This window comes from Bordetella sp. BOR01 (assembly GCF_019218885.1).
Lineage (GTDB): Bacteria > Pseudomonadota > Gammaproteobacteria > Burkholderiales > Burkholderiaceae_B > Bordetella_A.
In genome coordinates this window covers 359,719-383,841 of sequence record NZ_JAHUWT010000005.1, presented here as the reverse complement: position 1 = coordinate 383,841, position 24,123 = coordinate 359,719, and the positions used below count along the sequence as shown (strand labels likewise).

Here is a 24,123-nt window from a genome sequence, read left to right as displayed (position 1 = left end):
TCGTTGCATTGCAGGCGCTACTTTTCCAGGGCTGCCCGGCCCAGCAGTTCTTCGTTGTCGGCGCCGAGCGGCGGCGCGGGGTGCCGCAACGCGCCCGGGGTGCGTGACATTTTCACCGGAATATCCGTCACTCGTACAGTGCCTTCGGTGGGGTGCTCCATGGTCTTGAAAAAATCCACGGCGGCCAGATGCGGATCGTCCAGCACGTCCTGCAATGTGTTCACGCGCGCGACCGGAATATCTTGTTCGTCCAGCAGGCGCACCCACTCGTCGGTGGTCTTGGTAGCCACGATATCGATCAATTCGCCGTACAGGGCGTCGTAATTGCGGTTGCGTGCCGTGGTGGTGGCGAAAGTCGGATTGCCGATGAGATCCGCGCGATCGGCCATCCTGAAGAATCGGGCCCAATGCGCATCGGTGTAAGGCAGGATGCTGATGTAGCCGTCCTGGGTACGGTAAGGCTTGCGATTGCGGGCAAGGATACGTTCATAACCCATGCCGGCGATGGCCGGCAGGTAGCTTTCGCCGCTTAGATGCTCGATCAGGGTGAACGACACCAGCGTCTCGAACATGGGCACTTCGACTGCCTGGCCCAGGCCCGATTTTTCGCGTTCGTACAAGGCCATGGGAATAGCGTAGGCAATCGTCAAACCCGTCACCTTGTCGGCGATCAGCGTGCGCATGTAGGCCGGCCCGCCCGTGTTGCCGGTGCCCTGCACCGCGGCCAATCCGCTGTAGGCCTGGATAATGTCGTCGAACGCCGGCTTGCCGGCGTACGGCCCGTCTTGGCCGAACCCCACGGCCGAGCAGTAGATCAAGCGCGGGTTCAGCCGGCTTAATGCCTCATAGTCCAAGCCCAGTTTCGCCAAGGCCTGGGGCCGGATATTGGAAATGAAGACGTCGCTTTCCTTGACCAGCTCGAGCAGGGCGCGACGGTCGCTCTCTTGCTTGATGTCCAGGCAGACACTGCGCTTGTTGCGGTTGAAGTTCATGAACGGCGCACCCATGCGCGGCGACCGGGTCGGCAATGCATGGCGGAAGATGTCGCCCTCGGGAGGCTCGACCTTGATGACTTCGGCCCCCATGTCGCCAAAAATCTGAGTGGCATACGGCCCCATGCCTACAGTGGTCAGATCGATGACCTTCACCCCGCTAAGAGGACCGTCGTTGCGCTGCGCTTGCGCGCGATGGTTGGCATCAGTCATGGCTGAGTTTTCCTTGCTTGTGTTCCGGTTCATGCTGTTTCATCAATACCTTGGCCTGGTAGCTCAGAACGATCTCGGCACGCTGGTTGACGACTTCGATGCCCAGCGTCAGCACGCCTCGCCCCGGGTCCCGCGTGGGACGCTTGTCCTGGATATGCACTTCCGCGTGCAAGGTGTCGCCAGGGCGCACCGGCACCTTGAAGACGAACGTATCCATGCCCAGCCCGGCCAGCACATTGGTACCCAACACGCTTTCCAGCATGCCTCCTGACAACGATGCCGTCAGGAAACCGGGCGCGATCGGCGAACCGAACGAGCCGACCCGGCGAGCATGGTCGTGGTCGATGAACAGCGGCATCTGCATACCTGCAAAGGCGGCGAAACCGACCACATGCGCTTCGGTCACTGTCCGGGCGTAGCTGATGTGCACATCGCCCACCCGCAGGTCGTCCAGGAACGGGGCCGCTGGATAGATGCGTCGATTGCGCTTGGCCATTACTTGATACTGAGCGCTTGGGTGACCGTCACAGTGCGGTCGCGCTCGGCGCGCAACTGTTCGCTGAACTCGGCATTGCTGGGGCTGACCGGCTGGGCACCCAGGGAAATCAGGCGCCCGCTGGCTTCTTTGGACGCCATGGCATCGAGCACCAGTTCACGTAAACGCTCGACCACTTGCGGCGGCGTACCCGCTCGCGCCACAAAGCCGTACCACAGCGGCGTCGCCACATAGCCCTTGGGGTTGCCCAGCGCTTCGGGCACCGTCGGCGCCTGCGGCATGGCCTTCGAGCGTTCGTCGGAGAACAGCCCCAACACGCGGATGCGGCCCGAATCAATCTGCGACAGCGCCAGCGGCATGGCGGCAGGATAGATGGCAATGTTGCCGCTCATGACGTCGGTCAGCGCCTGCGACGAACTCTTGTATGGCACCTCGACCATATCGATGCCTGCGACGTCTTTGAAGATCTCCATTTCGATCTGGCTGGGCGTACCGGCCCCTGACGACGCGAAGCTCAGCTTGCCGGGGTTCTGTTTCGCATAGGCCACCAGCTCCTGGACGGTGTTGATGCCCAGCCCGGCGTAAATGGTCAGGGCGATAGGAACCGTGGCCACCTTGGCAATCGGCACGAAGTCCTTCAAGGGATCGTAGGGCAGGTTCTTGTCGGCGCCGGCCGCGATGACGAATGGATTGGCCACCATCAAGATGGTATAGCCGTCGGCGGGAGCACGCGCCACGGCCATCGTGCCGATCACGCCGCTGGCGCCCACCTTATTCTCGATCACCACGGGCTGCCCGGTTTCCTGCCCGATGCGATCGCCCACCGTACGGGCAAACACATCGCTGCCCGTCCCTGGCGAGAACGGCACGATGATCCTGATAGGCTGGCTGGGGAACGCCGCACTCGGCGCGGCAAGCGCGGGAGCCGCGGCAGCGTATAGCAACGCCGCGGCCGCCAGGGCCGAAGCGTGTCGATTGAAACGATGAATGAGGCTCATGTTGTCTCCCTGATTTGTTTTGTAGATAGGTGCCGCCGGCGACGGCTAGAGAGGATCCCAGTCGAAGACATCCTGCGTCCGGTCCAGCGGATAGAAACTCTTGCGCAGCGCCGGCATGGCGTGCGTGGCGATGGTGTCAGCCGTCCAACCAGTCGATTCATGCACCGAACGAAGCGGCCGGCTCTGGCTCATCAGGAAGATTTCATTGGCACGCACGGTAAATATCTGGCCTGTGATGTCCATTGCTGCATCACTGGCCAGGAAGCGCGCCAGGGGAGCGATCTTGCGGGTTTCCATGACCTTCATGCGCTCGACGCGTTCCTGCTGGTCGGGAGTGTCGGTAGGAATACTGCCGATCAGCCGGCTCCAGGCAAAGGGCGAAATGCAATTGGACCGGACGTTGTACTTGTGCATATCCAGCGCCATCGATTTCGACAACGCCAGGATGCCAGCCTTGGCCGCCGAATAATTGGCCTGCCCGAAATTGCCGATCATCCCGGAAGTCGATGTCATGTTGATATAGCTGCCGCCGTTCTGCTTTCTGAAGTGCGGGGCGGCGGCACGCGAACAATAGAAGGACCCGTTCAGGTGCACATCCAGCACGCCGCGCCATTCCTCGATATCCATATTGAAAAAGAAGCGGTCACGCAGAAACCCGGCGTTGTTGACTACTACGTCGACCTGGCCATAATGATCGAGCGCACATTCGACGATGCGGCTGGCCGACGGCCACTCGGCCACGCTGTCGGTGTTGGCCACAGCCTCGCCGCCCAGCTTCCTGATCTCTTCCACCACGGCCTGCGCAGGGTCGGCGCTCTGGCCTTCGCCCTTGGCTGTCGTGCCCAGATCATTGACGACGATGCGTGCGCCGGCCTGAGCCATTTCCAGCGCCATATCGCGCCCGATGCCGTTTCCAGAACCCGTGATCACGACGACCTTGTTATCGAGCTTGGTGTTCAAAAGCCTCTCCTTCGATTAATTTGCCTGCCATATCGGCAAGCAACCTGATCTAGAATCCAGCTTCCAGCCAATGGTTCAATGCATTGCCCGTGAAGCCGTGTGTTTTCCTTTCCTGTAAGACCTGATGACCACAATCAAACGCGTAAAGGCCGCAGATCGCACGCTGGATCTTCTTGAGGCATTTGCCCGCAGCAAGCGCCCGTTGAGCCTGTCGGAAGCCGCCAAAGAGATCGACATGCCAGTCAGCAGCTGCCATGTGCTGCTAAGAACGCTGACCTCGCGCGGCTACCTCACCACCTTCGACCAGCATCGCCTGCATTACCCCAGCAAGCTGCTGTTCGAACTGGCCAGCACGCTGCTGGCCAACAATCCCGTCATTGCGATCATTTCTCCGTTTCTCCAGACCCTTTGCGATCAGTGCGGCGAAACCGTCGTACTGGGCAAGCGCCTGGGCAACCATGTCATCTACCTGGACGTCTACGAAACCTCGCAGACCATCCGCTTCAGCGCCCGCGTCAGCACACTGCGCGACCTGCACTCCAGCGCGCTGGGCAAGGCTTTGCTGGAACAGATGCCAGAAGCAGAGCGCACCGCCTTCGTGTCCCAGTTATCGCTCAAGCCCATCACGGGCCATACCTACACCGACGCATCGGCCCTGCTCGCCAACATCCGCGAAGGGCTCGAGCGCGGCTGGCAGCTTACCCATGGCGAAAGCGTCGATGACGTCATGGCAGTTGCCCGCGGCATTTTGCTTGGCGGCGAACACTATGCCGTGGCCATCGCCGGCCCCTTGTCGCGCATGCAGCCCAGGCTGCAGGCACACGCGCAGGCCTTGTTGGCTACCCTGCGCAACTTGAGCACCGAAGTCGGCTGACGCGGCGCTCAATCCGGCGCGATACCGGCTGTCTTGACAACCTTGCGCCATTTCGACACTTCGCTTTCATGAAAATCCCTCAGCTCTGCGGGGGTGGACGGCGTGATCGTGAAACCCGCTCCAGTCAATACTCGTATAACGTCCGGCATCCGCAATACGCGCTGCAGATCGCGGTTCAACAAGGCGATAGCCGAGTCGGGCGTGCCCGCAGGAGCGAACAAGGCGAACCAGGCACTGACGTCGTAGCCCGGCAGCGTATCCGCCACCAGCCGCACGTCGGGAAATTCCGGAGACCGCTCTGCGCCAGTCAGTGCCAGCAGTTTGACATTGCCAGCCTTCACGTGCCCGGCAGCCGACACCACGGGTTCGATCATGAGATCGATATGGCCGCCCATCAGGTCGACCTGCGCAGGCCCGCTACCCTTATAGGGCACGTGCACCATCTTGATTCCGCTCATCTGCATCAGCAACTCTGTCGCCACATGCTGCGAGCCCCCCACGCCGCCCGTAGCGTAGTTGAGCTTGCCCGGTTTCTGCTTGGCCAGCTCGATCAGCGCTTGTATGGAATCGACCGGCAACGATGGATTGACGATCACGCCGAAGGGAGTCGATCCGATCAGCCCCACCGGCGCGAAGTCTTTCATGGGGTCCCAGGCCAGCCCGGCGTTGACAACCGGATTGATGGCTATCGTGCCGATGGTGCCCAGGCCCAGCGTATAGCCATCGGCTGGTGCGCGCGCCAGCGCTTGCAGGCCGATGGACCCCATGGCGCCAGCCAGGTTCTCGACCACCACGGGTTGGCCCAGTTCGCCTGCCAGCTTGTCGGCGATGACCCGTGCCACCAGGTCGGTAGAACCGGAAGGCGCGTTGGGCACGATCAGCTTCAAGGGCCGCGCGGGGTAGCTTTGCGCCTGCACGCAACCCGCTGCCGCCAGCAACAGGCCGCCCAACAGCCACGCCGCCGCCTGCTTCATGCTTTCTCTCCCGCCGTCGGTTGCGTATCGCGCGTCTTGACCACCAGATGCCAGGTGCTTTCCATGACGTCGTCGCCCTGCTGGTTCACGGCCACCCGCGTCATCACGATGGTGCCCCGGCCCGGCTTCTTGCCCGGGACCTTGTCGGCGATACCCAACCGCACATGAATGGTGTCGCCCAGCTTGCACGGCTTCATGAAGCGGCATTCCAGGTTCTTCAGCCCCAGTATCGAAGGTTCGAGATACTTCATCAGCGGCAGCCGCGTGCACAGCCCCGAACTGATCGACAGCACCAGCAGACCGTGGGCGATCCGTCCGCCATGCATGGTCCGGCCCGCGAATTCGGCATCCACATGCAGAGAGTTGTAATCGGCCGACAGGCCGGCGAAGTTCACCACGTCGGCCTCGGTAATGGTGCGCGCGGAAGTCGTGAAACTGTCGCCCACGGTGAAATCATCGAAGTAGAGGGTGTATCCCTCGGCCAATACGGACAGGCGATCGGACATGCAAGGGTCTCCTTTGATCGGATCGATTTGCGGTGAGAGATTTGTCATGAGGTCCGGGCGAACTAGGCCGGCGGGCTGCCGAAAGCTGAAATACCTAATAGGTCGCGGCCGATGATCAGGGTCTGGATCTCGCTGGTGCCCTCGGGGATGACGGCACCCCGCGTATCGCGAAAGATGCGCTCGATGGGGTATTCCTTGCTGTAGCCCATGCCACCGTGCACTTGCAGCGCCAGATCGGCGACTTCGTGGGCGGCCTGTGCCGCATAGAGTTTGGCCACCGAGCACTCCATGCGAGCCGGCGTGCCGCGGTCCAGCGCGCGGGCGGCCCGCCGGCAAAGCTGGCGCGCCGCGTCGGTTTTCACTTTCATGTCGACCACCATCTTTTGCACCAGTTGGAAGCTGGCGATGGGCTGGCCGAATTGCTTGCGCGTTCGCGCGTAGTCGATCGACAGGTCCAGTGCAGCCTGAGCCGCCCCCACCGCGCCCGCGGCCACCGCCAGACGGCCGAAGTTCAATCCCCGCAAAATAGCCTTGAGTCCTTCCCCCACATTACCCAGCACATTGTCGGCCGGCACCTGGGCATCCTCGAACGACATCTCGGATGTCACTGTCGAGCGCAGGATCATGGTTTCGAGGCGCCGCGAGCGGAATTGAGTCTGCCCGCGGTCTACCAGAAATGCGGTGATGCCACCGGGCTCACCGTCGGCGCCGGGCACGACGCGCGCCATCAAGATGCCCAGTTCAGCAATGGCGCCGTTGGTAATCCACATCTTGCTGCCGTTGATGACGTAGTGGTCGCCTTCACGCCGGGCCCGGGTTTCCAGCCCCGCCACGTTGGAGCCATGGTCCGGCTCGGTGATGCCGATCCAGACTCGCAACTCGCCGGCCAGCAGAGGGGCCAGATAGCGTTCTTTTTGTTGGGGCGTACCAAGCGAATCCAGCAGCAGCACAGCCATGTTCATGGTGTTCAAGGTGGATCGCAGGCTATGCCAGCAATAACCCGCCTCTTCCATCAGCAGCGCGTAGTCCAGGTGGGTCAGATCGAATCCGCCGCGCGCTTGTGGCAGAAAGCCCCCCAAGAGGCCGAAGTCCGCCAGCCGCTTGGGCAAGGTCCAGTCGAACTCGCCTTTTGCCTCGAATGCGGAAACGGCAGGCGTGACCTCGCGCCGCAGATACTGCACCAGGCTATCGCGCAGCGTTCGCTGTTCGTGGGTCAGTTCGTCGTCATCGCGAAACATCGGGCCTCCGGGACCTGGGCAGGGTTATGGGCAGGGTTATGGGCAGGACGGCTTTATTTTTCAGCCAGGTAAAATATTTTCTTCTATAGTAAAAATAATGGATCAATAAGCCCGGGCCCGCCACAGGGGATAACCCTGTGACGCGGCGGTGCGCGAGCACGTTGGCGCGCCTATGTCCATGGGGTGAACCGGCCGATGATGGCGCCCGGCAGGAATACACTGGCTTTTTGCGCCTGCATCCTGGTTGCCCATGCCCGCTTCCGTCGACCTGCCCGGCTACCTGTCCCGCATCGGCCTGCCAACCGCGCCCGCCGCGCCGACGCGCGGGGCGCTGCAAGCCCTGGTGCTGCATCACGTGCAGGCCATCCCCTTCGAGAACCTGAACCCGTTTGCCGGGCTGCCGGTCAGCCTGGCCCTGGACGATATCCAGCGCAAACTGGTGCGGGAAAACCGCGGCGGCTATTGCTATGAGCACAATCTGCTGTTCGGTGCCGTGCTGCGCAGGCTGGGTTTCCAGGTCGAGGACCTGTCGGCGCGCGTGCTCTGGAACCGCCCGGAAGATGCGATTACCCCGCGTTCCCACATGCTGCTGGCGGTGCTGCTGGATGAAGGCCCGTGCATCGTGGACGTGGGCTTCGGCGGCCAGACGCCCACCGGCGTGCTGCGGCTGCAGGCCGGCATCGCGCAGGACACGCCGCATGGCCCGTTCCGGCTGGAACATCACGCCGGCACGTGGCGCCTGCAAAGCCTGGTGCAGGACACCTGGCGCACGCTGTACCGCTTCGACCTGCAACCGGCCTACCAGGCCGACTACGAAGTCAGCAACTATTACCTGTCCACCAACCCTGCTTCACATTTCGTAACGAATCTGGTGGCGGCCCGGCCCATCGTCCACGGCCGGCTGGCGCTGCAAAACCGCGATTTCACCGAGCACCGGCCGGGCGGCCCCAGCATCAAGCGCCGGTTGGCCAGCACTGCCGCGATCCGCGCGGTGCTGCAAGACGAATTCGGGCTGTCGCTGCCCGATACGCCAGCGCTGGACCACCGGCTCGATGCCCTGCCCTGAGCCGCCTTGCGCCGTCGCCGCGGGAACTTTGACGGGCCATTCAAGTCTTATATAAGATATAAGACATTCGGACTTAGGTGATCTTGTCTCACATACAATGACAAGCGCGCCAAAACGCCAGAAAATGGCAGCTTTACGCGGACCCAAACCCACGGAGTCTTCATCATGCCGCACAACACGTACAACACCCTCCAGAATTTCAAGATCGGCAATAAATCCTGTCAGTTTTATTCCCTGCCTGCCCTGGGCAAGGCCCTGGGGGTGGACGTGCAGCGTCTGCCTGTGTCGGTTCGCATCGTGCTCGAATCGGTGCTGCGCAATTGCGATGGCCAGAAAGTCACCGAAGAACACATCAAGCAGTTGGCCGGCTGGCAAGCCAACGCCAAGCGCGAAGATGAAATCCCGTTCGTCGTGGCGCGCGTCGTGCTGCAAGACTTCACCGGCGTTCCCCTGCTGGCCGATATCGCGGCCATGCGCTCGGTAGCCGGCAAGATGGGCAAGGACCCCAAGCGCATCGAACCCCTGGTGCCGGTCGACCTGGTTGTCGACCACTCGGTCATGATCGACTACTTCGGCACCAAGAACGCGCTGGACCTGAACATGAAGCTGGAATTCAAGCGCAACCAAGAGCGCTACCAATTCATGAAATGGGGCATGCAGGCCTTCGATACTTTCCGCGTGGTGCCTCCGGGCTTCGGCATCGTGCACCAGGTCAACCTGGAATACCTGGCGCGCGGCGTGCACCAGAAAGACAACATCTATTACCCCGATTCGCTGGTGGGCACCGATAGCCATACCACCATGATCAACGGCATCGGCGTGGTGGGATGGGGCGTGGGCGGCATCGAGGCCGAAGCCGGCATGCTGGGCCAGCCCGTGTACTTCCTGACCCCCGACGTGGTGGGTGTCGAACTGAAAGGCAAGCTGCGCGGCGGCGTCACCGCCACCGACCTGGTGCTGACCATTACCGAAATGCTGCGCCGTGAAAAAGTGGTGGGCAAGTTCGTCGAATTCTGTGGCGAAGGCACTGCCAGCCTGTCGGTGGCCGAACGCGCCACCATCGGCAACATGGCGCCCGAATATGGCGCCACCATGGGCTTCTTCCCGGTCGACGGGCACACCATCGATTACTTCCACGGCACCGGCCGCACCCCCGAGGAAATCGCCGCCTTCGAGGCCTACTTCAAGGCCCAGAAGATGTTCGGCGTGCCCAAGGCCAAAGACATCGACTACACCAAGCTGCTGACGCTGGACCTGTCCACCGTGGCGCCTTCGCTGGCCGGCCCCAAGCGCCCGCAAGATCGCATCGAAATCGGCAACGTCAAGAATACCTTCATCGACCTGTATTCCAAGGCGACGGCGGAAAACGGCTTCAACCAGCCTGCCGACAAGCTGCAGCAAACCTTCACCACCAGCGCGGGCACCAAGGTCAAGAACGGCGACATCCTGATTGCCGCCATCACCTCATGCACCAACACGTCCAACCCCAGCGTGCTGCTGGCGGCCGGGCTGCTGGCCAAGAAGGCCGTGGAAGCCGGCCTGACCGTGCCCAAGCACATCAAGACCTCGCTGGCCCCCGGGTCGCGCGTGGTCACCGAATACCTGACCAAGACCGGCCTGCTGCCCTACCTGGAAAAACTGGGCTTCGATGTGGCGGCCTATGGCTGCACCACCTGCATCGGCAATGCCGGCGACCTGACCCCCGACTTGAACGAGGCCATCCTGGGCAATGACCTGGTCTGCTCCGCCGTGCTGTCGGGCAACCGCAACTTCGAGGCGCGCATCCACCCGAACATCAAGGCCAACTTCCTGGCTTCGCCGCCGCTGGTGGTGGCCTATGCGCTGGCCGGCACCATCACGCGCGACCTGATGACCGAGCCCGTGGGGCGCGGCAAGAAGGGCGACGTGTGGCTGGGCGACATCTGGCCGACCACCGAAGAAGTGCAGGCGCTGATCAAGCACGCGCTCGATCCCAAGGCGTTCCAGGCCAACTACGGCCAGGTCAAGAGCAACCCCGGCAAGCTGTGGGAAAACATCAAGGGCGTCACGGGCGAAACCTACAACTGGCCCGAGTCCACCTACATTGCCGAACCGCCTTTCTTCGAAGGCTTCGGCATGGAACCGGCCGCCATGCCCGCCATCAGCGGTGCGCGGGCGCTGGGCATCTTCGGCGACTCGGTAACCACCGACCACATCTCGCCAGCCGGCTCCATCAAGGAAACCTCGCCCGCCGGCAAGTGGCTGAAGGAAAACGGCGTGATGAAGGCCGATTTCAACAGCTACGGTTCGCGCCGCGGCAACCATGAAATCATGATGCGCGGCACCTTTGCCAACGTGCGCATCAAGAACCTGATGATCCCCGCACTGCCCGACGGCAGCCGCTTCGAAGGTGGCGACACCCTGTTGCAGCCCACCGGCGAGCAAATGTCGATCTACGACGCCGCCATGAAATACGTGGCCGAGGGCACGCCCACCGTGGTGTTCGGCGGTGAAGAATACGGCACCGGCTCGTCGCGCGACTGGGCGGCCAAGGGTACGCAGCTACTGGGCGTGAAGGCCGTGGTGGCGCTCAGCTTCGAACGCATCCACCGCAGCAACCTGGTGGGCATGGGTGTACTGCCGCTGCAGTTCAAGGGCGGCGACAGTGTCGAATCGCTGGGCATCACGGGGCATGAAGTCTACGATGTGTCCGGCCTGGAAAACGGCATCAAGCCCATGCAGGACGTCACCCTGACCATCCGCCGCCCGGACGGCTCCAGGCAAGACGTGCAGGTGCTGCTGCGCATCGATACGCCGATCGAGGTCGAGTACTACCAGCACGGCGGTATCCTGCCTTTCGTGCTGCGGCAGTTGCTGGAGTGAAGGGCCCACCCCCGAGCGCTGCGCGCATCCACCTCGCGGCTGGCAGGCCGCTCGGATTCGCCAGGTATGGAACAGTCCTCAAGCACTGTTCCATGTCCGGGCTCATCCCCCTCGAGGGGGCGACGCCTGCGGACCGGCGGAGCCGGCGCCGCGGCGTCCCCGGTCGAGTTGCAGCTGTTTCATGCGACGAGGGTGGCCTAAACTGACACCGCGCCCCGCCTGGGGCGCGGCCGAAAGCAGCCGGCGTTAAACTAGTGGGTTCCGCCCCCTTACTTTGGACCCGCGACAAAACAATGGCCCGAGCCCGCAGCCCCTCTTCTTCCCGCCTGAGCCGCGACGCGTCGCGCCTGGCGGCGCTTGCCCAGTCGCTGAACCGGTCCGGCAGCCGGACCGAAGACCAATACTGGGAAAGCCTGCTTGCCGAAGCCATTCCCAAGCTATTGCGCGGCGGCCAGGATGCCCCGCTCGAATCCGCGCTGGACCACCTGGCGCAGCGCGACCCGGGCGCCTACGAGGTACTGGTCGAACAGGCCGAGACCCTGTCCGAATCGATGCAGATCGACAAGAACGGCCAGCGCTACGACGTGCTGCTGATCGTGGCACCGGTGGTGGCCTGGACCCGCTATTCGATTCCTACCGGCCCGATTGCGGCACCGGCCCAGCAGGCTCTGCTGGCCCAGCTTCATGGCCACGTGCTGGCCGAAGGCACGCGCGCAGCCCTGATGCCCTGGCTGGTCAGCATCGACCAGATGCCGCGCACGTTCTCTGAAACCTGGCAATGGCTGCAGCGCCTGGGCAGCCAGGCCCTGGGCGCCGAGACCGCCAAGCCCATCCTGAACGAAGAGACCGAAACCGCCAATATGCTGGCCGACACGCGCTATGTGGTGGCCGCCGTGGCGGTGCCCGAACGGGCGCCGGTATTCCGTTGGCAAGAACAGCCTGGCGACGCGGGCCACAGCCGCGATACCTGCCTGGCGCAATGGATCGAACAGGCCCAGCCCACCCTGGCCGCCCTGCTGCCCGGCTGCGGCATCGACTGCCTGCTGCCCGACGCCTATTACATCAGCAACCGTGAAGCCGATCGCCGCGTTCGGCCGCTGTCGCTGCGTGCCGCGGTGAACTGGCTGGAAGGCACCGTCAACCTGGCGCCTTCCGAATTGCGCGCCGTGGTGGCCGGCTGCGGCGACGTACGTATCGACGAATACCGCATCGGCTTTACCGCCCGCAACAGCAACGACGTCTACTACGGCTGCGTCTGGCCGCTGTACGGCCGCGAAGAAGACCAGCCTGACGACGAAGACTTGCCCGACACGGTCGACGAAATCGCTGCGCTGCTCAAGGAATACGGTGTGCACGACGTGCGCCGCATTCCCGGCGTGCTGCCGGCCGACTACTGCGAAGACTGCGGCGCGCCGCAATTTCCGAACCCGCTGGGCGAACTGGTGCACGCCGAACTGCCCGAAGACGCCGATACCGCGCCAGCCCAGTTCCACTAGGGCACCACCGTGCGGGCCGATATCTTCTGCCGCGTCGTCGACAACTACGGTGACATCGGCGTTTGCTGGCGCCTGGCGCGGCGCCTGGCCCAGGGGCACGGCTGGCAGGTGCGCCTGTGGGTCGACGACCTGCATGCTTTTGCCCGCATCCAGCCCGGCATCGCGCCCGGCGCCGCACGGCAAGTGCATACCGGCATCGATGTCGTGCACTGGACCGACACACCGCCCGACCTGGCGCCCGGGGACGTGGTCATCGAGGCCTTTGCCTGCGATCCTCCGGCCCGCTTCATCGACGCGATGCACGCCCGGCCACCCGTATGGATCAACCTGGAATACCTCAGCGCCGAACCGTGGGTGGAAAGCTGCCACGGCCTGCCGTCGCAGCGGCCCGACGGGCTGGTCAAGCATTTTTTCTTTCCCGGATTCACCGCCGCCACCGGTGGGCTGCTGCGCGAACCGGAGCTGACTGCCGAACGCGACGCGTTCCAGGCTTCGCGCGGCCGGCAGGAAAGCTTCTTGCGCGGCCTGGGCCTGGCCGATGGCCAGCTGGCGCACTGGCAGGCGGGCGGCCGCCTGGCCACCCTGTTCTGCTACCCGCACGCGCCCAGCGCCGCGCTGGCGCAGACCCTGGCCCACCAGGCGCGCCCCACCCTGCTGCTGGTACCCGCAGGCATCGCGCCCGGCCTGCAAGACAGCGCCGGCGGCCAACTGCGCATCGCCCGCGCGCCCTTCGTGGCGCAGCCCGATTTCGACCGCCTGCTGTGGTGCGCCGACCTGAACTTCGTGCGTGGCGAAGACTCGTTCGTGCGGGCGGCCTGGGCGGCGCGCCCCCTGGTCTGGCAGATCTACCCGCAGCAAGACGACATACACCTGGACAAGCTCGATGCCTGGCTGGCTCGTTATCCGTGCCCACCGCAGGCCCAGGCCCTGATCCGTGCCTGGAACAGGCCATCCGAGGCTGCCGCCGCAACCGCCGCGGCCCTGCCGGCCGCCTTGGCGGCCCCCGCGTGGGCGGACTGGGCGGCGGCGGCACGGGCCTGGGATGCCAGCCAGGCGGCCCGCCCGGATTTAGGGGACACCTTGGCTGATTTTTGCGCAGAAATGTCCAGGAAACGCTAGAATAGAGAGTTTTCCGAGTTCCTTTGGCCGCGCATGTCGCGTCGAGCCAGGCCTCGACTTGACAGCCCTCCCGGGGCACGCGGGCCGCCAGCCGGTACCTGCGCGCAAGCACGGCGAGCGCGCTATATCACCCGGAGTTTTTAATCGATGAAAACCGCTCAGGAATTGCGAGTCGGCAACGTGATCATGGTCGGCAAGGATCCCCTCGTGGTCCAGAAGGCCGAATACAACAAGTCCGGCCGCAATGCCGCCGTCGTCAAGCTGAAGTTCAAGAACCTGCTCACCGGTTCGGGCAGCGAATCGGTCTACAAGGCCGACGAGAAATTCGACGTCGTGGTGCTTGACCGCAAGGAATGCACCTATTCGTATTTTGGCGATCCCATGTATGTCTTCATGGACGAAGAGTACAACCAGTACGAAATCGAAGCCGAAAGCATGGGCGACGCGCTGAACTACCTGGAAGAAGCCATGCCCGTGGAAGTCGTCTTCTACGACGGCCGCGCCATCTCGGTCGAACTGCCCACCATCCTGGTTCGAGAAATCACCTATACCGAGCCCGCCGTGCGCGGCGATACCTCGGGCAAGGTGCTCAAGCCCGCCAAGATCAACACCGGCTACGAACTGAGCGTGCCGCTGTTCTGCGCCATCGGCGACAAGATCGAGATCGACACGCGCACCAACGAATACCGCAGCCGCGTGAACTGATCCGGGTTCCGCACGGGAATGGCGCTCAAAGTATTCGACCTGCAGTGCGACCAGGGCCATCTTTTCGAAGGCTGGTTCGGCTCGCATGACGACTACGATACGCAACAGGCGCGTGGCCTGGTCACGTGCCCGGTCTGCGCGTCGGCCCAGGTCGCCAAGCGCCTGTCGGCGCCGCACCTGAACGTGGGTCACCTGCACGCGCCCGCCGCGGCACCAGCATCGGCCCCCGGCGCGCAGCAGGCCAAGTCACCGGCCGACGCGGCTGACATGGCCCGCCTGCAGGCGGCCGTGCTGCGCCAGATACGCGATATGGTCCGCAAGACCGAAAACGTGGGGCCGCGCTTTGCCGAAGAAGCGCGCCGCATCCACGCCGGCGATGCCGACGAACGCCCGATCCGCGGCACGGCCACGACCGAAGAACGCCTGGCCCTGAACGAAGACGGCATCGACGTCATGACCCTGCCCGACATCCTGGACGACGATCGCCTGCAATAGCCGGCCGATCTTGCCCCTGCGCGCCTGCGCGCCACGCATCAAAAAAATGGGCCCGGACTGTGAACCGGGCCCGTTTTTCTTGCCGACCACGCTGGTTTTATTTGCGGCTTTGCTTGCGTGCCGGCGCGGGATTTTCGCGTGCGAGCGCCAACTCGGACTGCTGGGCTTCCAGGGCATCGATCTGGTTCTGCATCGAATTCAGCTCTGCGCGCAATTGCTGCTGCTGTTGCGACAGCGCGGCGGCTTGCTGGCGCGCCTGTTCCTGGCGGGCCGCCACCTGTTGTTCCTGCTGGCGACGCAATGACTGGTCGGCCTGCAGCGTGGCCAGTTGGCCGCTGCGCTCGGCCAGGATGCGTTCGGAACGCGCATACTCGGCCTGCAGCTTGATACGCTTGATATCCACTTCGGCCAGGTCGGCCGATTGCTGGGCAAAGGCGCGATAAGTGGTTTCGGCCTGCTTGTCGGATTGCGTTTGCACCACGCGCCAGAAATCTTTCTGCTGGAACAGCGCGACGTAGTAGGTCAGGTCGTCGGACTTGAACAACAGGCTGGCGCCGTAGGTGCCGTTGTACGTGGTGCGCAGCTCCGACACCTGGCGGCCCTGGATCAGCGACTGCAGCTCGGCCACCGTGGAATTGGGCGCGGGCGCCGCGGGGGCCGGCGGCGTCACGGGCGTGTCGCCGGCCTGCTTGCTTTCCACCTGCTGCACTGCCGGGCGAACCGCTTCAGACTGGGCACTGGCGCAGGCCGCCAGGCCGGACAACGCCACGCCCAGTGCCGCCACCCGCAAGGCGGTGTGAAGTTGATGGACTTTCATGCCTTCCCCAGAAAAAGTTGCAGAACTATACCAATTAATTAAGAATTTCAGGAGGCTTGTTTTCCCTTGCCGCCTACAAGGGTTCGGCCAGGCCTTCGGCCAATTCGCCCTGGTTATTGCCCAGCCGCAGCTTGCGCATTTTTTCCCACAACACCTTGCGGCTGATGCCCAGGTAATGGGCGGTGTCTTGCCGCCGCCAGCCATGGGATTCCAGGGCCGCCAGAATGCGATTGCGTTCGGTGCGTTCGGCATCCGACCACGCATCGTCTGTGTCCGCGGCCAGCACCATGGCAGCCTTGGCCGGCGTGGCCGCCAGCCGGTCGAATATCTGCTCGATGCGCGGCCTGTCCCAGGCCTGGAACTGGCGGCGCACGATGGCCACGCGCTCAACCACGTTCGACAATTCGCGCACATTGCCGGCATAGGCCGTATTGGCCACGCGTTCCAGCAGCCAGCCGGGCGGCATTTCGCCTGCGCCTGCGCCATGGCGCTGGAGCAGCGTGCGAAAGATGGCCATTTTTTCTTCCGGGCCCCGCTCTTGCAGGCTGGGGATGTACAGCTCGATGACGGCCAGGCGGTAGTACAGGTCGGACCGGAACTCGTCCTGCGCGCACAGTTCGCGCAAATCTTTATTGGTTGCCGCCACCAGGCGGAAATCCACAGGTACCGCGACGGTCGAGCCCAGCCGCGTGACGGTACTCTGTTCCAGCACGCGCAGCAGCTTCACTTGCTGGTAGAGCGGCAGGTCGCCGATTTCGTCCAGGAACAGCGTGCCGCCATCGGCCTGCTCGAAATATCCTTTGTGGGCGCCGACCGCGCCGGTGAAAGCGCCCTTGGCATGGCCGAAGAAATGCGCCTCGAACAAGCCTTCGGGGATGGCGCCGCAGTTGACGGCCACGAACGGCCCTTCGGCCCAGGCAGCGCGATCGTGCAACAGCCGCGCCACCCGCTCTTTGCCCACCCCGGTCTGCCCATGGATCAATACATTGTTGCGGCAGTCGGCGAACATCTGCGCCTCGGCCAGCAAGGCCCGCATGGATTCGGACACGGCCACGAACGGCTGTTCGCGGCGTTCGACCTGGCGGTCGGCACGATCCAGCGAGCCCAGCAGGTCAAAGAGCTGCTTGCGCAGTTCCGGCGCGGTGAACATCAGCGGCAGCGTATGCGAATACGCGGGCGGATAAAAGCGCGGATCATGGCCGCGCACTTCGGCCGCCACCCAGATGACGGGCATGCCCTGCGATGCCAGCCAGTCATGGCCGCTGAAACGCTTGTCGCCCATGACCGAAACCGAGACCAGCGCAACCGCCGTACGCGTGACGTCGCGCGGCGGCGGGAAGGCCGTGCCGGCATCGGCGCGCATCACCGTGATGTCCATGCCGGCCAGACAGCGCTCGGCGCGCGCCGCGATATCCGAGGAACCTTCCCAGACGTAGAGATCGAAATCGTCGCGAATTGCAGGCTTGGACATCCCTTCTGAGTTTCCTTACTTTTCTTGTCAATACACCAGGCTGACCTGGCCGCAATCGATCGAATGCAATTGCACATCGACCGGCCCCAGGTTCAGGCCCAGCGTGTTCAGCAACGACGACAGCGCGCCGCCGACGCCATCCAGCGCGGGGGCAACCAACTTCAGCAATTCGACGATCGGCTTCAGGATCGTCTGCAACAGCCCATTGGCGCCATCGCCGGTTCCCAGCAGCAGGCCCACGATCGGATCCAGGATGCAACTCAACAGGCCGCATTGATTGGGAGATTGCAGCGAAGACACCAGCCTGCCGCGCACGCAGTCCCGGCCATAGGTACTGCCTGACCGGCACGAGGCCACCTTGGCGACCCATTCTTCGGGCATCGTGACGGAAGTCAGCCCCAGCAAGCCGCCCGGGCGCTTCCAGACCAGCCCGTCTGTATCCATCCAGTTCTTGATCCGGCTGATTTCGGTGCCGGTAATGCTTGGACCGATTCGATTCAGGTAATTGTCGGCCAGGGTCTGGGCCGTATCGGCCGGCAACGGGTCGACCTTGGTCTGCGTCCCGCCGCTGAGCGATCCGCTGAGCAGTTCGTCAAGCAGGCCCGAGATGGTGGCGCCCAGGGCAAGCGGATTGGCCGAAGTCGAGACGGGAGGGCCGTCTTCGGCCACGATGACTTCCTCTGCCGGCGCGGGCAATATCGATAGCGGCGCCACCTTGCCATGCAGCAGCGATACCCCCAGCAAGCGGACGAATTCCGTGTCCGCGCTCATGTTGGTCGCGCACATGTCTTTTTTCGAGAACGCATCGGCCATGGAAATCGGTTTGCCCAGGCAGGCGCCCAGCACCGCCGACTTGACCTCGACGGCCGCTTTGCGCGGACGCTCCGAACACATGGTTTCGGTGAGTTCGCCCTGCGCGTTCACCACATCCACGAAAATGGGCAGCGTGATCGACGTGCCCAACGCGCCCAGCAGCCCGCCCAGGCCGGACGAACTGGTGCCGATATTCAGGTTGAGGCGGATCTGCGACGTATAGGCCCTGGCGCCCGGTATTGCGCCATGGCGCGCCTGCCCGATACCAATGGACGGTGGCTCGACCACCGCAGCCTTGACACTGAGATCCAGCCCCAGCGCGCTCAAGAGGCCCGAGGCCGGGATATCGATGGCAGCCGCGTTGCCGGCCGTGGCCACGCCGATCGCGCTGGTGATCAGGCCCAGGGCATCGAGCTTGATGCCCAGCGCCTCTTGCGCCGTGGTCGGCGCCGTGATGGCGGCAAACAGGCCGCGCATCGCGCCCTCTGCCGCTTCCGTGCCGAGCTGGACGTTCAGGCTGTCCATGTTCAGGCTGGCGCCGATGGCATTGAGCACCGCCGCATTCAAGCCCAGCAGTTCATCATGGCCCGCCAGGTTCACCACGGCATCGAGCAGTTGGCCCACGCTGACCTGATTGGCGGCGAGCAGTGCATTGAGATCGCCCACATTCAGGTCGGCCGTGACCGGTATGCCCAATTCGCGCAAGAGCCCGGCAGGGGTGATCGTGGCGCCGACCAGCCCTTCGTACCCGACCAGGCTGAGATCCGGATCGACCCCCACCACGCGCAGCAGGCTCATCAGCGCACCCGTCGACTCCGTGCCGAGCAGTTTCGATCCCACGCTGAAGGCGGCGGTCGGCTTGGAAGCCGCGGCGACGGCCACGACGCTGGCTTGCGTTCCGCCTATCCAACCGCCGACCACGCTGGGGATCAAGGCACCCAGCGCCTTGTCGATGCGTACCCGCACGGCATTGAGGCGCTCGCCCTTGGACGGATCCGGATCGAATAGATACATGCCGCCGGCATCCGGCCGGTTGGGGTCCCACAACTTGCAGTCGACGGTGACATCGCTGGCCGCGATGGTGTCGACGATGCCCGCCACGTTCTTGACGGCGGCGCCCTTGGCCGCCAGGAGGGTCGGGGAGGCCCCGGCGGCGCAGGCATCGTCGCCCGCGACCAGCACCTGCGCCGCCGACAGGGCCGCCAGGTCGGCCGCTTTCTGCAGCTCGCGCTTCATGTAGAACAGGTAGCCCACCTGTACCGACAACAGCACCACCAGGCCGATCAACACGGCGAACGCCGCCGACACGGCAATCGAGCCGCGCTGGCGGGCGCGTACGGGCGAATGATGCGGCAAAGGGCTCATGACTGGCCGGTATCGGTAAGAACGCAACTATTTGCTGTCCGTCTTGACTCTTTCGGTGAACCATTGCGGGATCGGCTGGCGGAAGCTTTCCAGGTAGCGGTCCCAGGACGCGGTGGACACGGGCCCCAGAATGGGCAGCGCCCCGCCGGCACGCCGCCCGTCGGCCTGGGCAGCAAGCAGGCCACGCGTGACATCGCCCATCGCGTCGCTGCGCTCGGGGGTGCTGGCGGCCGGCGTGCTGGCGGCAACGGCCGGTGCCGGTGCGGCAACCGCCGGCATCGGCGTTTGCATCTGCCGTACCACGGGGCGGTCGGGCATGGCCTGCGTGGCCGCGGCGGCGGGTTGCGCGGCCGCCGCTCCCGTCAAGGGGGGATTCACCTGCGCGCACGCCGCCCAGGGCAGAGCCACGGCCAGGACCAGCGCATGACGAAGAAAGTATCGGGACATGGTTGTCTCTATCAAGTTCGAAAATCCGGGGGCCACGCGGCCAGCGCCGCCCTACTGCACCATGGGCGGGTTGATCATGCGGTCCATCACGGGCTGCAACATGGGCATGACCACGTCGCGTCCGCTGGACACCTGCGTTACCTGGCGCACCGCGCCCGTGGCGTGCGACGCACTTGCCGGCTGCGCCGGGCCCTGCGCCTGCCACTGCATCTGGCTGGCCAACTGGAATATCTGGCTGCGCGCTTCCTGCCCCAGATTGGCGCGGTCCATCAGTTGCTGGGCCTGCATCGCGTTGCCCTCGACCACCAGCAGCAAAGCCATATTGGCCAGCACCTTGGTATTGGATGGGTCGAGTTCGGCGGCCTTGCCCAGCGGCACGCGCGCAGCGGCGCTATCGCCGGCGCGCAGCCGCGCATAGCCCAGGTCGCCCAGCATCTGCGCATCCGTGGGGGATAGCTGCGCGGCACGCTCCAGGTCTTGCGCCGCCTGGGAAAAATCGCCACGCGCGCCGGCCAGCAGGCCCAGGCCGTGCCAGCCTTGCGCGGCCTGCGCGCCGCCCAGCAGCTTGCGGTAGGCCGCCTCGCTCTGCTCTTCCTGGCCTGTGCGCCGCAGGGCGTCGGCCTGCAATGTGGCCAGTTGGTCGCTGGCGCCGAAGCGCTGCCGGTAGGCATCGATGTAGGCCAGCGAAGCAAAATAGCGCCCCTGGGCCTGGGTTTCGCGAATCAGCGCCAGCATCAGCTGCGGCTCGGTGGGCTGCTTGCCAAGGTCCACGTCGTTTTCGGCCTGCCGCATCAGGGCCTGCTCTTGTTGCTGCTGCTGGATCAGTTCCCAGGCGGATTCCATCTTGTTGCCCTGGCAACCCGCCAGCAAGACGGCACCCAGCACGGCAGCCAGCGCACCATACGGTCGCGACAAGCGTCCCATTACATTCCTCCTGCAATACGCGACAGCCCGCGCAGCACCGACAAGATGCCCATGCCGCCTGTCACGATCAGCAGCGCGGGCAGCAGGGTCAGGATCATTACGCCGGTCATCTTGACGGTCAGCCGACCGATTTTTTCCTTGAGCTCGAAGCGCCGCTTGTCGCGGATGCGCTGTGCAAAACGGTTCAAGGGCTCTTGCACGGCACCGCCGTGGCGGTCCACCTGCACCAGCAGCCGGCAGATGGCCGCGAGATCGTCGTTGTCGAACCCCTGCGCCAATCTTGCCAGCGATTGTTCGCGCGTGCGTCCACGTGCATACACGGCAGTGGCGGCGCCCAGCTCGTGGCCCAGTACCGGCAACACCGCCTTGAAATCGTTGACGATCACGCTCAGGCTCTGATCCACCGACAGGCCCACGCCCTGCAGCAGCCGCAACAGGTCTACCAGCAGCGGCAGTTCCTTGGCGGCCTGTCGCTTGCGCGCCTTCACGCGCCGCGCAAGCAGCCATTTGGGCAGCATGTAGCCCACCGCGAAGCCGATCAACAAGGTGAACACCATGACCATCAGCGAACCCGGGCCCAGCCACGCCCTGCGCAGCAGCACCGCCGCCACCGGCAAGGCCAGCGCCAGGCCGAAGCGCACTGCGGCATAGCGTGCGCGGGCATGGGCCACATTCGCATAACCGGCCAGCTCGATCAGCTTGTTGTCTTCTTCGGGCAACAACGATTCGGCCAGACGGCCTTCGCCCAGGCGCTTGCCCAACGCATCCGTGCTTTGCGCCAGGGTAGCCAGGCGGCCGATCGGCTGGGGTGGGCTGGCAGGTGCGGCGGCGGACGTGGGGCTGCGCCCCGCCAGCGCCTGCTCGACCACCTGCATGCTGCGCGTCTGCCCGCGCAGCCGCAAGGCCATGCCCACGGCGGCGATCAACAGCGCCAAGGCCACCAGCAGGACACCGGCGGCCAGCAAGCCCGAGTAGGCAGGAGCGGTCAGGAAATCCATGTCGGCCCCGTCATATGGACTTGGTCATGCGGTACAACCAATATGAGCCGGCCACCTGCAGGCCCAGCGCCGCCATCAACATCTTGAAGCCCAGCGCGTCGTCCCACATATCCATGAACATCGCGTTATTGGTCAGCATGATGTAGCAGGCAATGCCCAGCGGCATCAGCGCAAGCACCCAGGCCGACAAGCGGATCTCGGCCGAGGCCGCGACCAGTTCGCCGCGCGCCTGCGCCACATCGCGCATGAAGGCGGCAATGCGTTCCAGCACGACATCGCTGCGGCCGCCGAACTTCTGCGACACGCGCACCACCGCCGCCAGCAGGCGCAGTTCCTCGAACCCGTATTGGCGGGCCACATGCGCCAGGGCCGCATCGAGCTCTTGTGTCGAACGGCTGAGATGCGCCGCCTTTTCGACCACTTCGCGCAACGGCTCATTGGTGTTGGCCGCGGCCGCCTGGAAGGCCGCCGCCATGCTGTTGCCTATGGTGATCATGCGCACCATGGTGTCCAGCATTTCGGGCAGCTGGTCGAACATGCGTCCGCGCCGCCGGTCGGCCCGCAGCCAGATATAGAAATACATGGCAATCAACAACATGGCGCCAGCCACGACGGCCGACACCGGGCCGCCGAATATGGCCGCCAGCAGGATGCCCAGCGACAGGATGCCCGCCATGCCGATATACAGGCCGGGCGTCTGCGGGATGCCGGCACAGCGCAGCAGGATGTCCCAGTGTTCGACGCCGCTGCGCAGCGCGGTCTGGCGCGCGTCGCCGTCGTCGTCGCGCGCACTCTGCCGGCCCTGGCTGAGTTGGCGCTCCAGGAATACCGAGGTCGCTTCGCGCCGTTGGCCTTGCCCGGCAGCACGCCACAACAGCGCCGCCCCCAGCATCATGGCCAGCGCCAGGCCAGCGAATATCCATGCAGCCGCCATCAGCGCCTCCGCCCCCAGAAGCCGCCGCCGGAAGGGTCTTCCTGCGCCGCCGCGCTGGCGCGCAGCTCGTCGCGCAGCTTGGCCAGCTTGGGCGTGTGCGGATGCACGCCCAGCCAGGTCCAGGTGTCTTTCTCTTCGCCTTCCGGAGTCAGGAAGACTTCGTGCCGATACAGTTCCTGCGTGGCGATAACGCTATCGCCCATACCTGTGACTTCGGTCACCGACAACACGCGCCGCTTGCCGTTGGGCAGGCGGCCGATCTGCACGATGAAGTCCAGCGCGCTGGCGATCTGCCGGCGCAGGCTGTCTTCGCTGCCCTGGAAACCGGCGAAACCGGCCAGCATCTCGATACGGTACAGGCATTCGCGCGGCGAATTGGCATGGATGGTGGCCATCGAACCTTCGTGGCCGGTGTTCATGGCCTGCAGCATGTCCATCACTTCGGCGCCGCGCACTTCGCCCACCACGACACGATCGGGCCGCATGCGCAGGCTGTTGCGGATCAGGTCCCGGATCGTGACCAGGCCGTTGCCGTCGAAGCCGCCCTGGCGCGATTCCAGCCGCACCACGTGCGGGTGGTTCAACGACAGCTCGGCCGTGTCTTCGACGGTGACAACGCGTTCGTTGGCGGGAACGAAAAATGCCAGCGCATTGAGCAGCGACGTCTTGCCCGAGCTGGTGCCGCCAGACACCAGGATATTGCAGCGATTGGCCACCGCCATGTTCAGCAGGCGGTGGATTTCTTCATTGAATGTACCCAGCGTCAGCAGGTCGGCCGGCTTCAGCGGATCTTTGCGGAACTTGCGGATCGACACCATGGGGCCGTCGACTGCCAGCGGCTCGATCACGACGTTCAGGCGGCCGCCGTCGGGCAGGCGCGCATCCACCATGGGGCTGGACTCATCCAGCCGCCGTCCGATGGGCGCCAGGATGCGCCGCACGATGCGCAGCACGTGCTGGTTATCGGAAAACCCCAGCGATTCGCGCGACAGCACGCCGCCGCGCGACACGAAGACATTGTCATAGCCGTTGATCAGGATGTCCTCCACCGCCGGATCGGCCAGCAAGTCTTCCAGCGGCCCCAGGCCGGCCAGTTCTTTGGTCAGCGCCTCGGCAATGTGCCGCATCTCGCCTTCATTGATGGCCATGCGCCGGGTGCGCGCGAAGCTGGCCACTTCGATATCGACGAAGTCCTGGATGGCGTCGCGGGCCCAGCGGCCGAACTCGGCGCCCAGCTCTTCGATGCGCGAGAGCAGGTGCTCGTAGGCTGCCGACTTCACTTCCTGGTAGCGGGCAGATCCCACAAAACTCTTGTCGCCCTCGGGGCCGAATTGAATCGTGGCTGTCATGATCATGTCGG

At 64.4% G+C, this 24,123-nt stretch carries 22 protein-coding genes; 7 read left to right on the top strand and 15 right to left on the bottom strand.

The annotated features are described in order from the left end of the window. Positions 1–17 precede the first annotated feature (17 nt). From KW845_RS27155 to KW845_RS27140, 4 genes are read right to left on the bottom strand one after another with little or no spacing between them, the layout of a single operon-like run. Entirely contained in the window at positions 18–1,205 is a 1,188-nt protein-coding gene (locus tag KW845_RS27155; protein WP_218372510.1) for a CaiB/BaiF CoA-transferase family protein, read from the bottom strand. Next, a complete protein-coding gene (locus KW845_RS27150; protein ID WP_218372509.1) occupies positions 1,198–1,701 on the bottom strand; it encodes a MaoC/PaaZ C-terminal domain-containing protein in 504 nt (167 codons plus the stop codon). The genes KW845_RS27155 and KW845_RS27150 overlap by 8 nt, the downstream gene beginning before the upstream one ends. Continuing rightward, entirely contained in the window at positions 1,701–2,699 is a 999-nt protein-coding gene (locus KW845_RS27145; RefSeq protein WP_218372508.1) for a tripartite tricarboxylate transporter substrate binding protein, read from the bottom strand. Before KW845_RS27145 ends, KW845_RS27150 begins: the two co-directional genes overlap by 1 nt. Positions 2,700–2,744: 45 nt before the next feature. Continuing rightward, positions 2,745–3,659 carry an SDR family NAD(P)-dependent oxidoreductase gene (locus KW845_RS27140; RefSeq protein ID WP_218372507.1) on the bottom strand — a complete coding sequence of 305 codons (915 nt, stop codon included), beginning with the start codon at positions 3,657–3,659 and terminating at the stop codon, positions 2,745–2,747. 124 nt (positions 3,660–3,783) lie between these two features. Here KW845_RS27140 and KW845_RS27135 point away from each other — a divergent pair, with 124 nt between their 5' ends. Next, entirely contained in the window at positions 3,784–4,533 is a 750-nt protein-coding gene (locus KW845_RS27135) for an IclR family transcriptional regulator (protein ID WP_218372506.1), read from the top strand. An 8-nt stretch (positions 4,534–4,541) separates the two neighbouring features. On the opposite strand, the gene KW845_RS27130 is transcribed toward KW845_RS27135, so the two are convergent. From KW845_RS27130 to KW845_RS27120, 3 genes are all read right to left on the bottom strand, one after another. Continuing rightward, the gene (locus KW845_RS27130) at positions 4,542–5,507 is read right to left on the bottom strand and encodes a tripartite tricarboxylate transporter substrate binding protein (protein ID WP_218372505.1); all 966 of its coding nucleotides are present in this window, start codon (positions 5,505–5,507) and stop codon (positions 4,542–4,544) included. Beyond that, positions 5,504–6,013 carry a MaoC/PaaZ C-terminal domain-containing protein gene (locus KW845_RS27125; protein ID WP_218372504.1) on the bottom strand — a complete coding sequence of 170 codons (510 nt, stop codon included), beginning with the start codon at positions 6,011–6,013 and terminating at the stop codon, positions 5,504–5,506. Before KW845_RS27125 ends, KW845_RS27130 begins: the two co-directional genes overlap by 4 nt. 62 nt (positions 6,014–6,075) lie before the next feature. Next, positions 6,076–7,251, bottom strand: a complete 1,176-nt coding sequence (locus tag KW845_RS27120) for an acyl-CoA dehydrogenase family protein (RefSeq protein ID WP_218372503.1) — start codon at positions 7,249–7,251, stop codon at positions 6,076–6,078. A 250-nt stretch (positions 7,252–7,501) separates the two neighbouring features. Here KW845_RS27120 and KW845_RS27115 point away from each other — a divergent pair, with 250 nt between their 5' ends. The 6 genes from KW845_RS27115 (at position 7,502) to KW845_RS27090 (ending at position 14,994) form a co-directional block, all read left to right on the top strand. Next, complete coding sequence (locus KW845_RS27115; protein ID WP_218372502.1) at positions 7,502–8,317, top strand: arylamine N-acetyltransferase; 816 nt, start codon at positions 7,502–7,504, stop codon at positions 8,315–8,317. 165 nt (positions 8,318–8,482) lie between these two features. Then, a complete protein-coding gene (gene acnA / locus KW845_RS27110) occupies positions 8,483–11,179 on the top strand; it encodes an aconitate hydratase AcnA (RefSeq protein ID WP_218372501.1) in 2,697 nt (898 codons plus the stop codon). Between the two features lie 293 nt (positions 11,180–11,472). Further along, positions 11,473–12,675 (top strand): DUF2863 family protein, encoded by a 1,203-nt coding sequence (locus KW845_RS27105; RefSeq protein ID WP_218372500.1) that lies wholly within the window; start codon positions 11,473–11,475, stop codon positions 12,673–12,675. 9 nt (positions 12,676–12,684) lie between these two features. Continuing rightward, positions 12,685–13,794 (top strand): elongation factor P maturation arginine rhamnosyltransferase EarP, encoded by a 1,110-nt coding sequence (earP, locus tag KW845_RS27100; RefSeq protein WP_218372499.1) that lies wholly within the window; start codon positions 12,685–12,687, stop codon positions 13,792–13,794. 147 nt (positions 13,795–13,941) lie between these two features. Beyond that, a complete protein-coding gene (gene efp, locus KW845_RS27095; protein WP_218372498.1) occupies positions 13,942–14,499 on the top strand; it encodes an elongation factor P in 558 nt (185 codons plus the stop codon). Between the two features lie 18 nt (positions 14,500–14,517). Continuing rightward, entirely contained in the window at positions 14,518–14,994 is a 477-nt protein-coding gene (locus KW845_RS27090; protein WP_218372497.1) for a DUF1178 family protein, read from the top strand. A gap of 97 nt (positions 14,995–15,091) precedes the next feature. On the opposite strand, the gene KW845_RS27085 is transcribed toward KW845_RS27090, so the two are convergent. The 8 genes from KW845_RS27085 to KW845_RS27050 all read right to left on the bottom strand — a co-directional run bounded on the left by KW845_RS27085 (position 15,092) and on the right by KW845_RS27050 (position 24,118). Continuing rightward, a complete protein-coding gene (locus tag KW845_RS27085) occupies positions 15,092–15,811 on the bottom strand; it encodes a DUF2968 domain-containing protein (protein ID WP_218372496.1) in 720 nt (239 codons plus the stop codon). A gap of 73 nt (positions 15,812–15,884) precedes the next feature. Next, entirely contained in the window at positions 15,885–17,282 is a 1,398-nt protein-coding gene (locus KW845_RS27080; protein ID WP_218372495.1) for a sigma 54-interacting transcriptional regulator, read from the bottom strand. Between the two features lie 27 nt (positions 17,283–17,309). After that, the gene (locus KW845_RS27075; RefSeq protein ID WP_218372494.1) at positions 17,310–19,460 is read right to left on the bottom strand and encodes a pilus assembly protein TadG-related protein; all 2,151 of its coding nucleotides are present in this window, start codon (positions 19,458–19,460) and stop codon (positions 17,310–17,312) included. Between the two features lie 27 nt (positions 19,461–19,487). Beyond that, positions 19,488–19,907, bottom strand: a complete 420-nt coding sequence (locus KW845_RS27070) for a DUF3613 domain-containing protein (RefSeq protein ID WP_218372493.1) — start codon at positions 19,905–19,907, stop codon at positions 19,488–19,490. 51 nt (positions 19,908–19,958) lie between these two features. After that, positions 19,959–20,831: a hypothetical protein gene (locus KW845_RS27065; protein ID WP_218372492.1), complete on the bottom strand. Its 873-nt coding sequence runs from the start codon at positions 20,829–20,831 to the stop codon at positions 19,959–19,961. Beyond that, a complete protein-coding gene (locus KW845_RS27060; protein ID WP_218372491.1) occupies positions 20,831–21,829 on the bottom strand; it encodes a type II secretion system F family protein in 999 nt (332 codons plus the stop codon). The genes KW845_RS27065 and KW845_RS27060 overlap by 1 nt, the downstream gene beginning before the upstream one ends. A gap of 10 nt (positions 21,830–21,839) precedes the next feature. Next, positions 21,840–22,763, bottom strand: coding sequence for a type II secretion system F family protein (locus KW845_RS27055; RefSeq protein WP_218372490.1), 924 nt, complete (start codon positions 22,761–22,763; stop codon positions 21,840–21,842). Continuing rightward, complete coding sequence (locus tag KW845_RS27050; RefSeq protein WP_218372489.1) at positions 22,763–24,118, bottom strand: CpaF family protein; 1,356 nt, start codon at positions 24,116–24,118, stop codon at positions 22,763–22,765. Before KW845_RS27050 ends, KW845_RS27055 begins: the two co-directional genes overlap by 1 nt. Positions 24,119–24,123 lie beyond the last annotated feature (5 nt).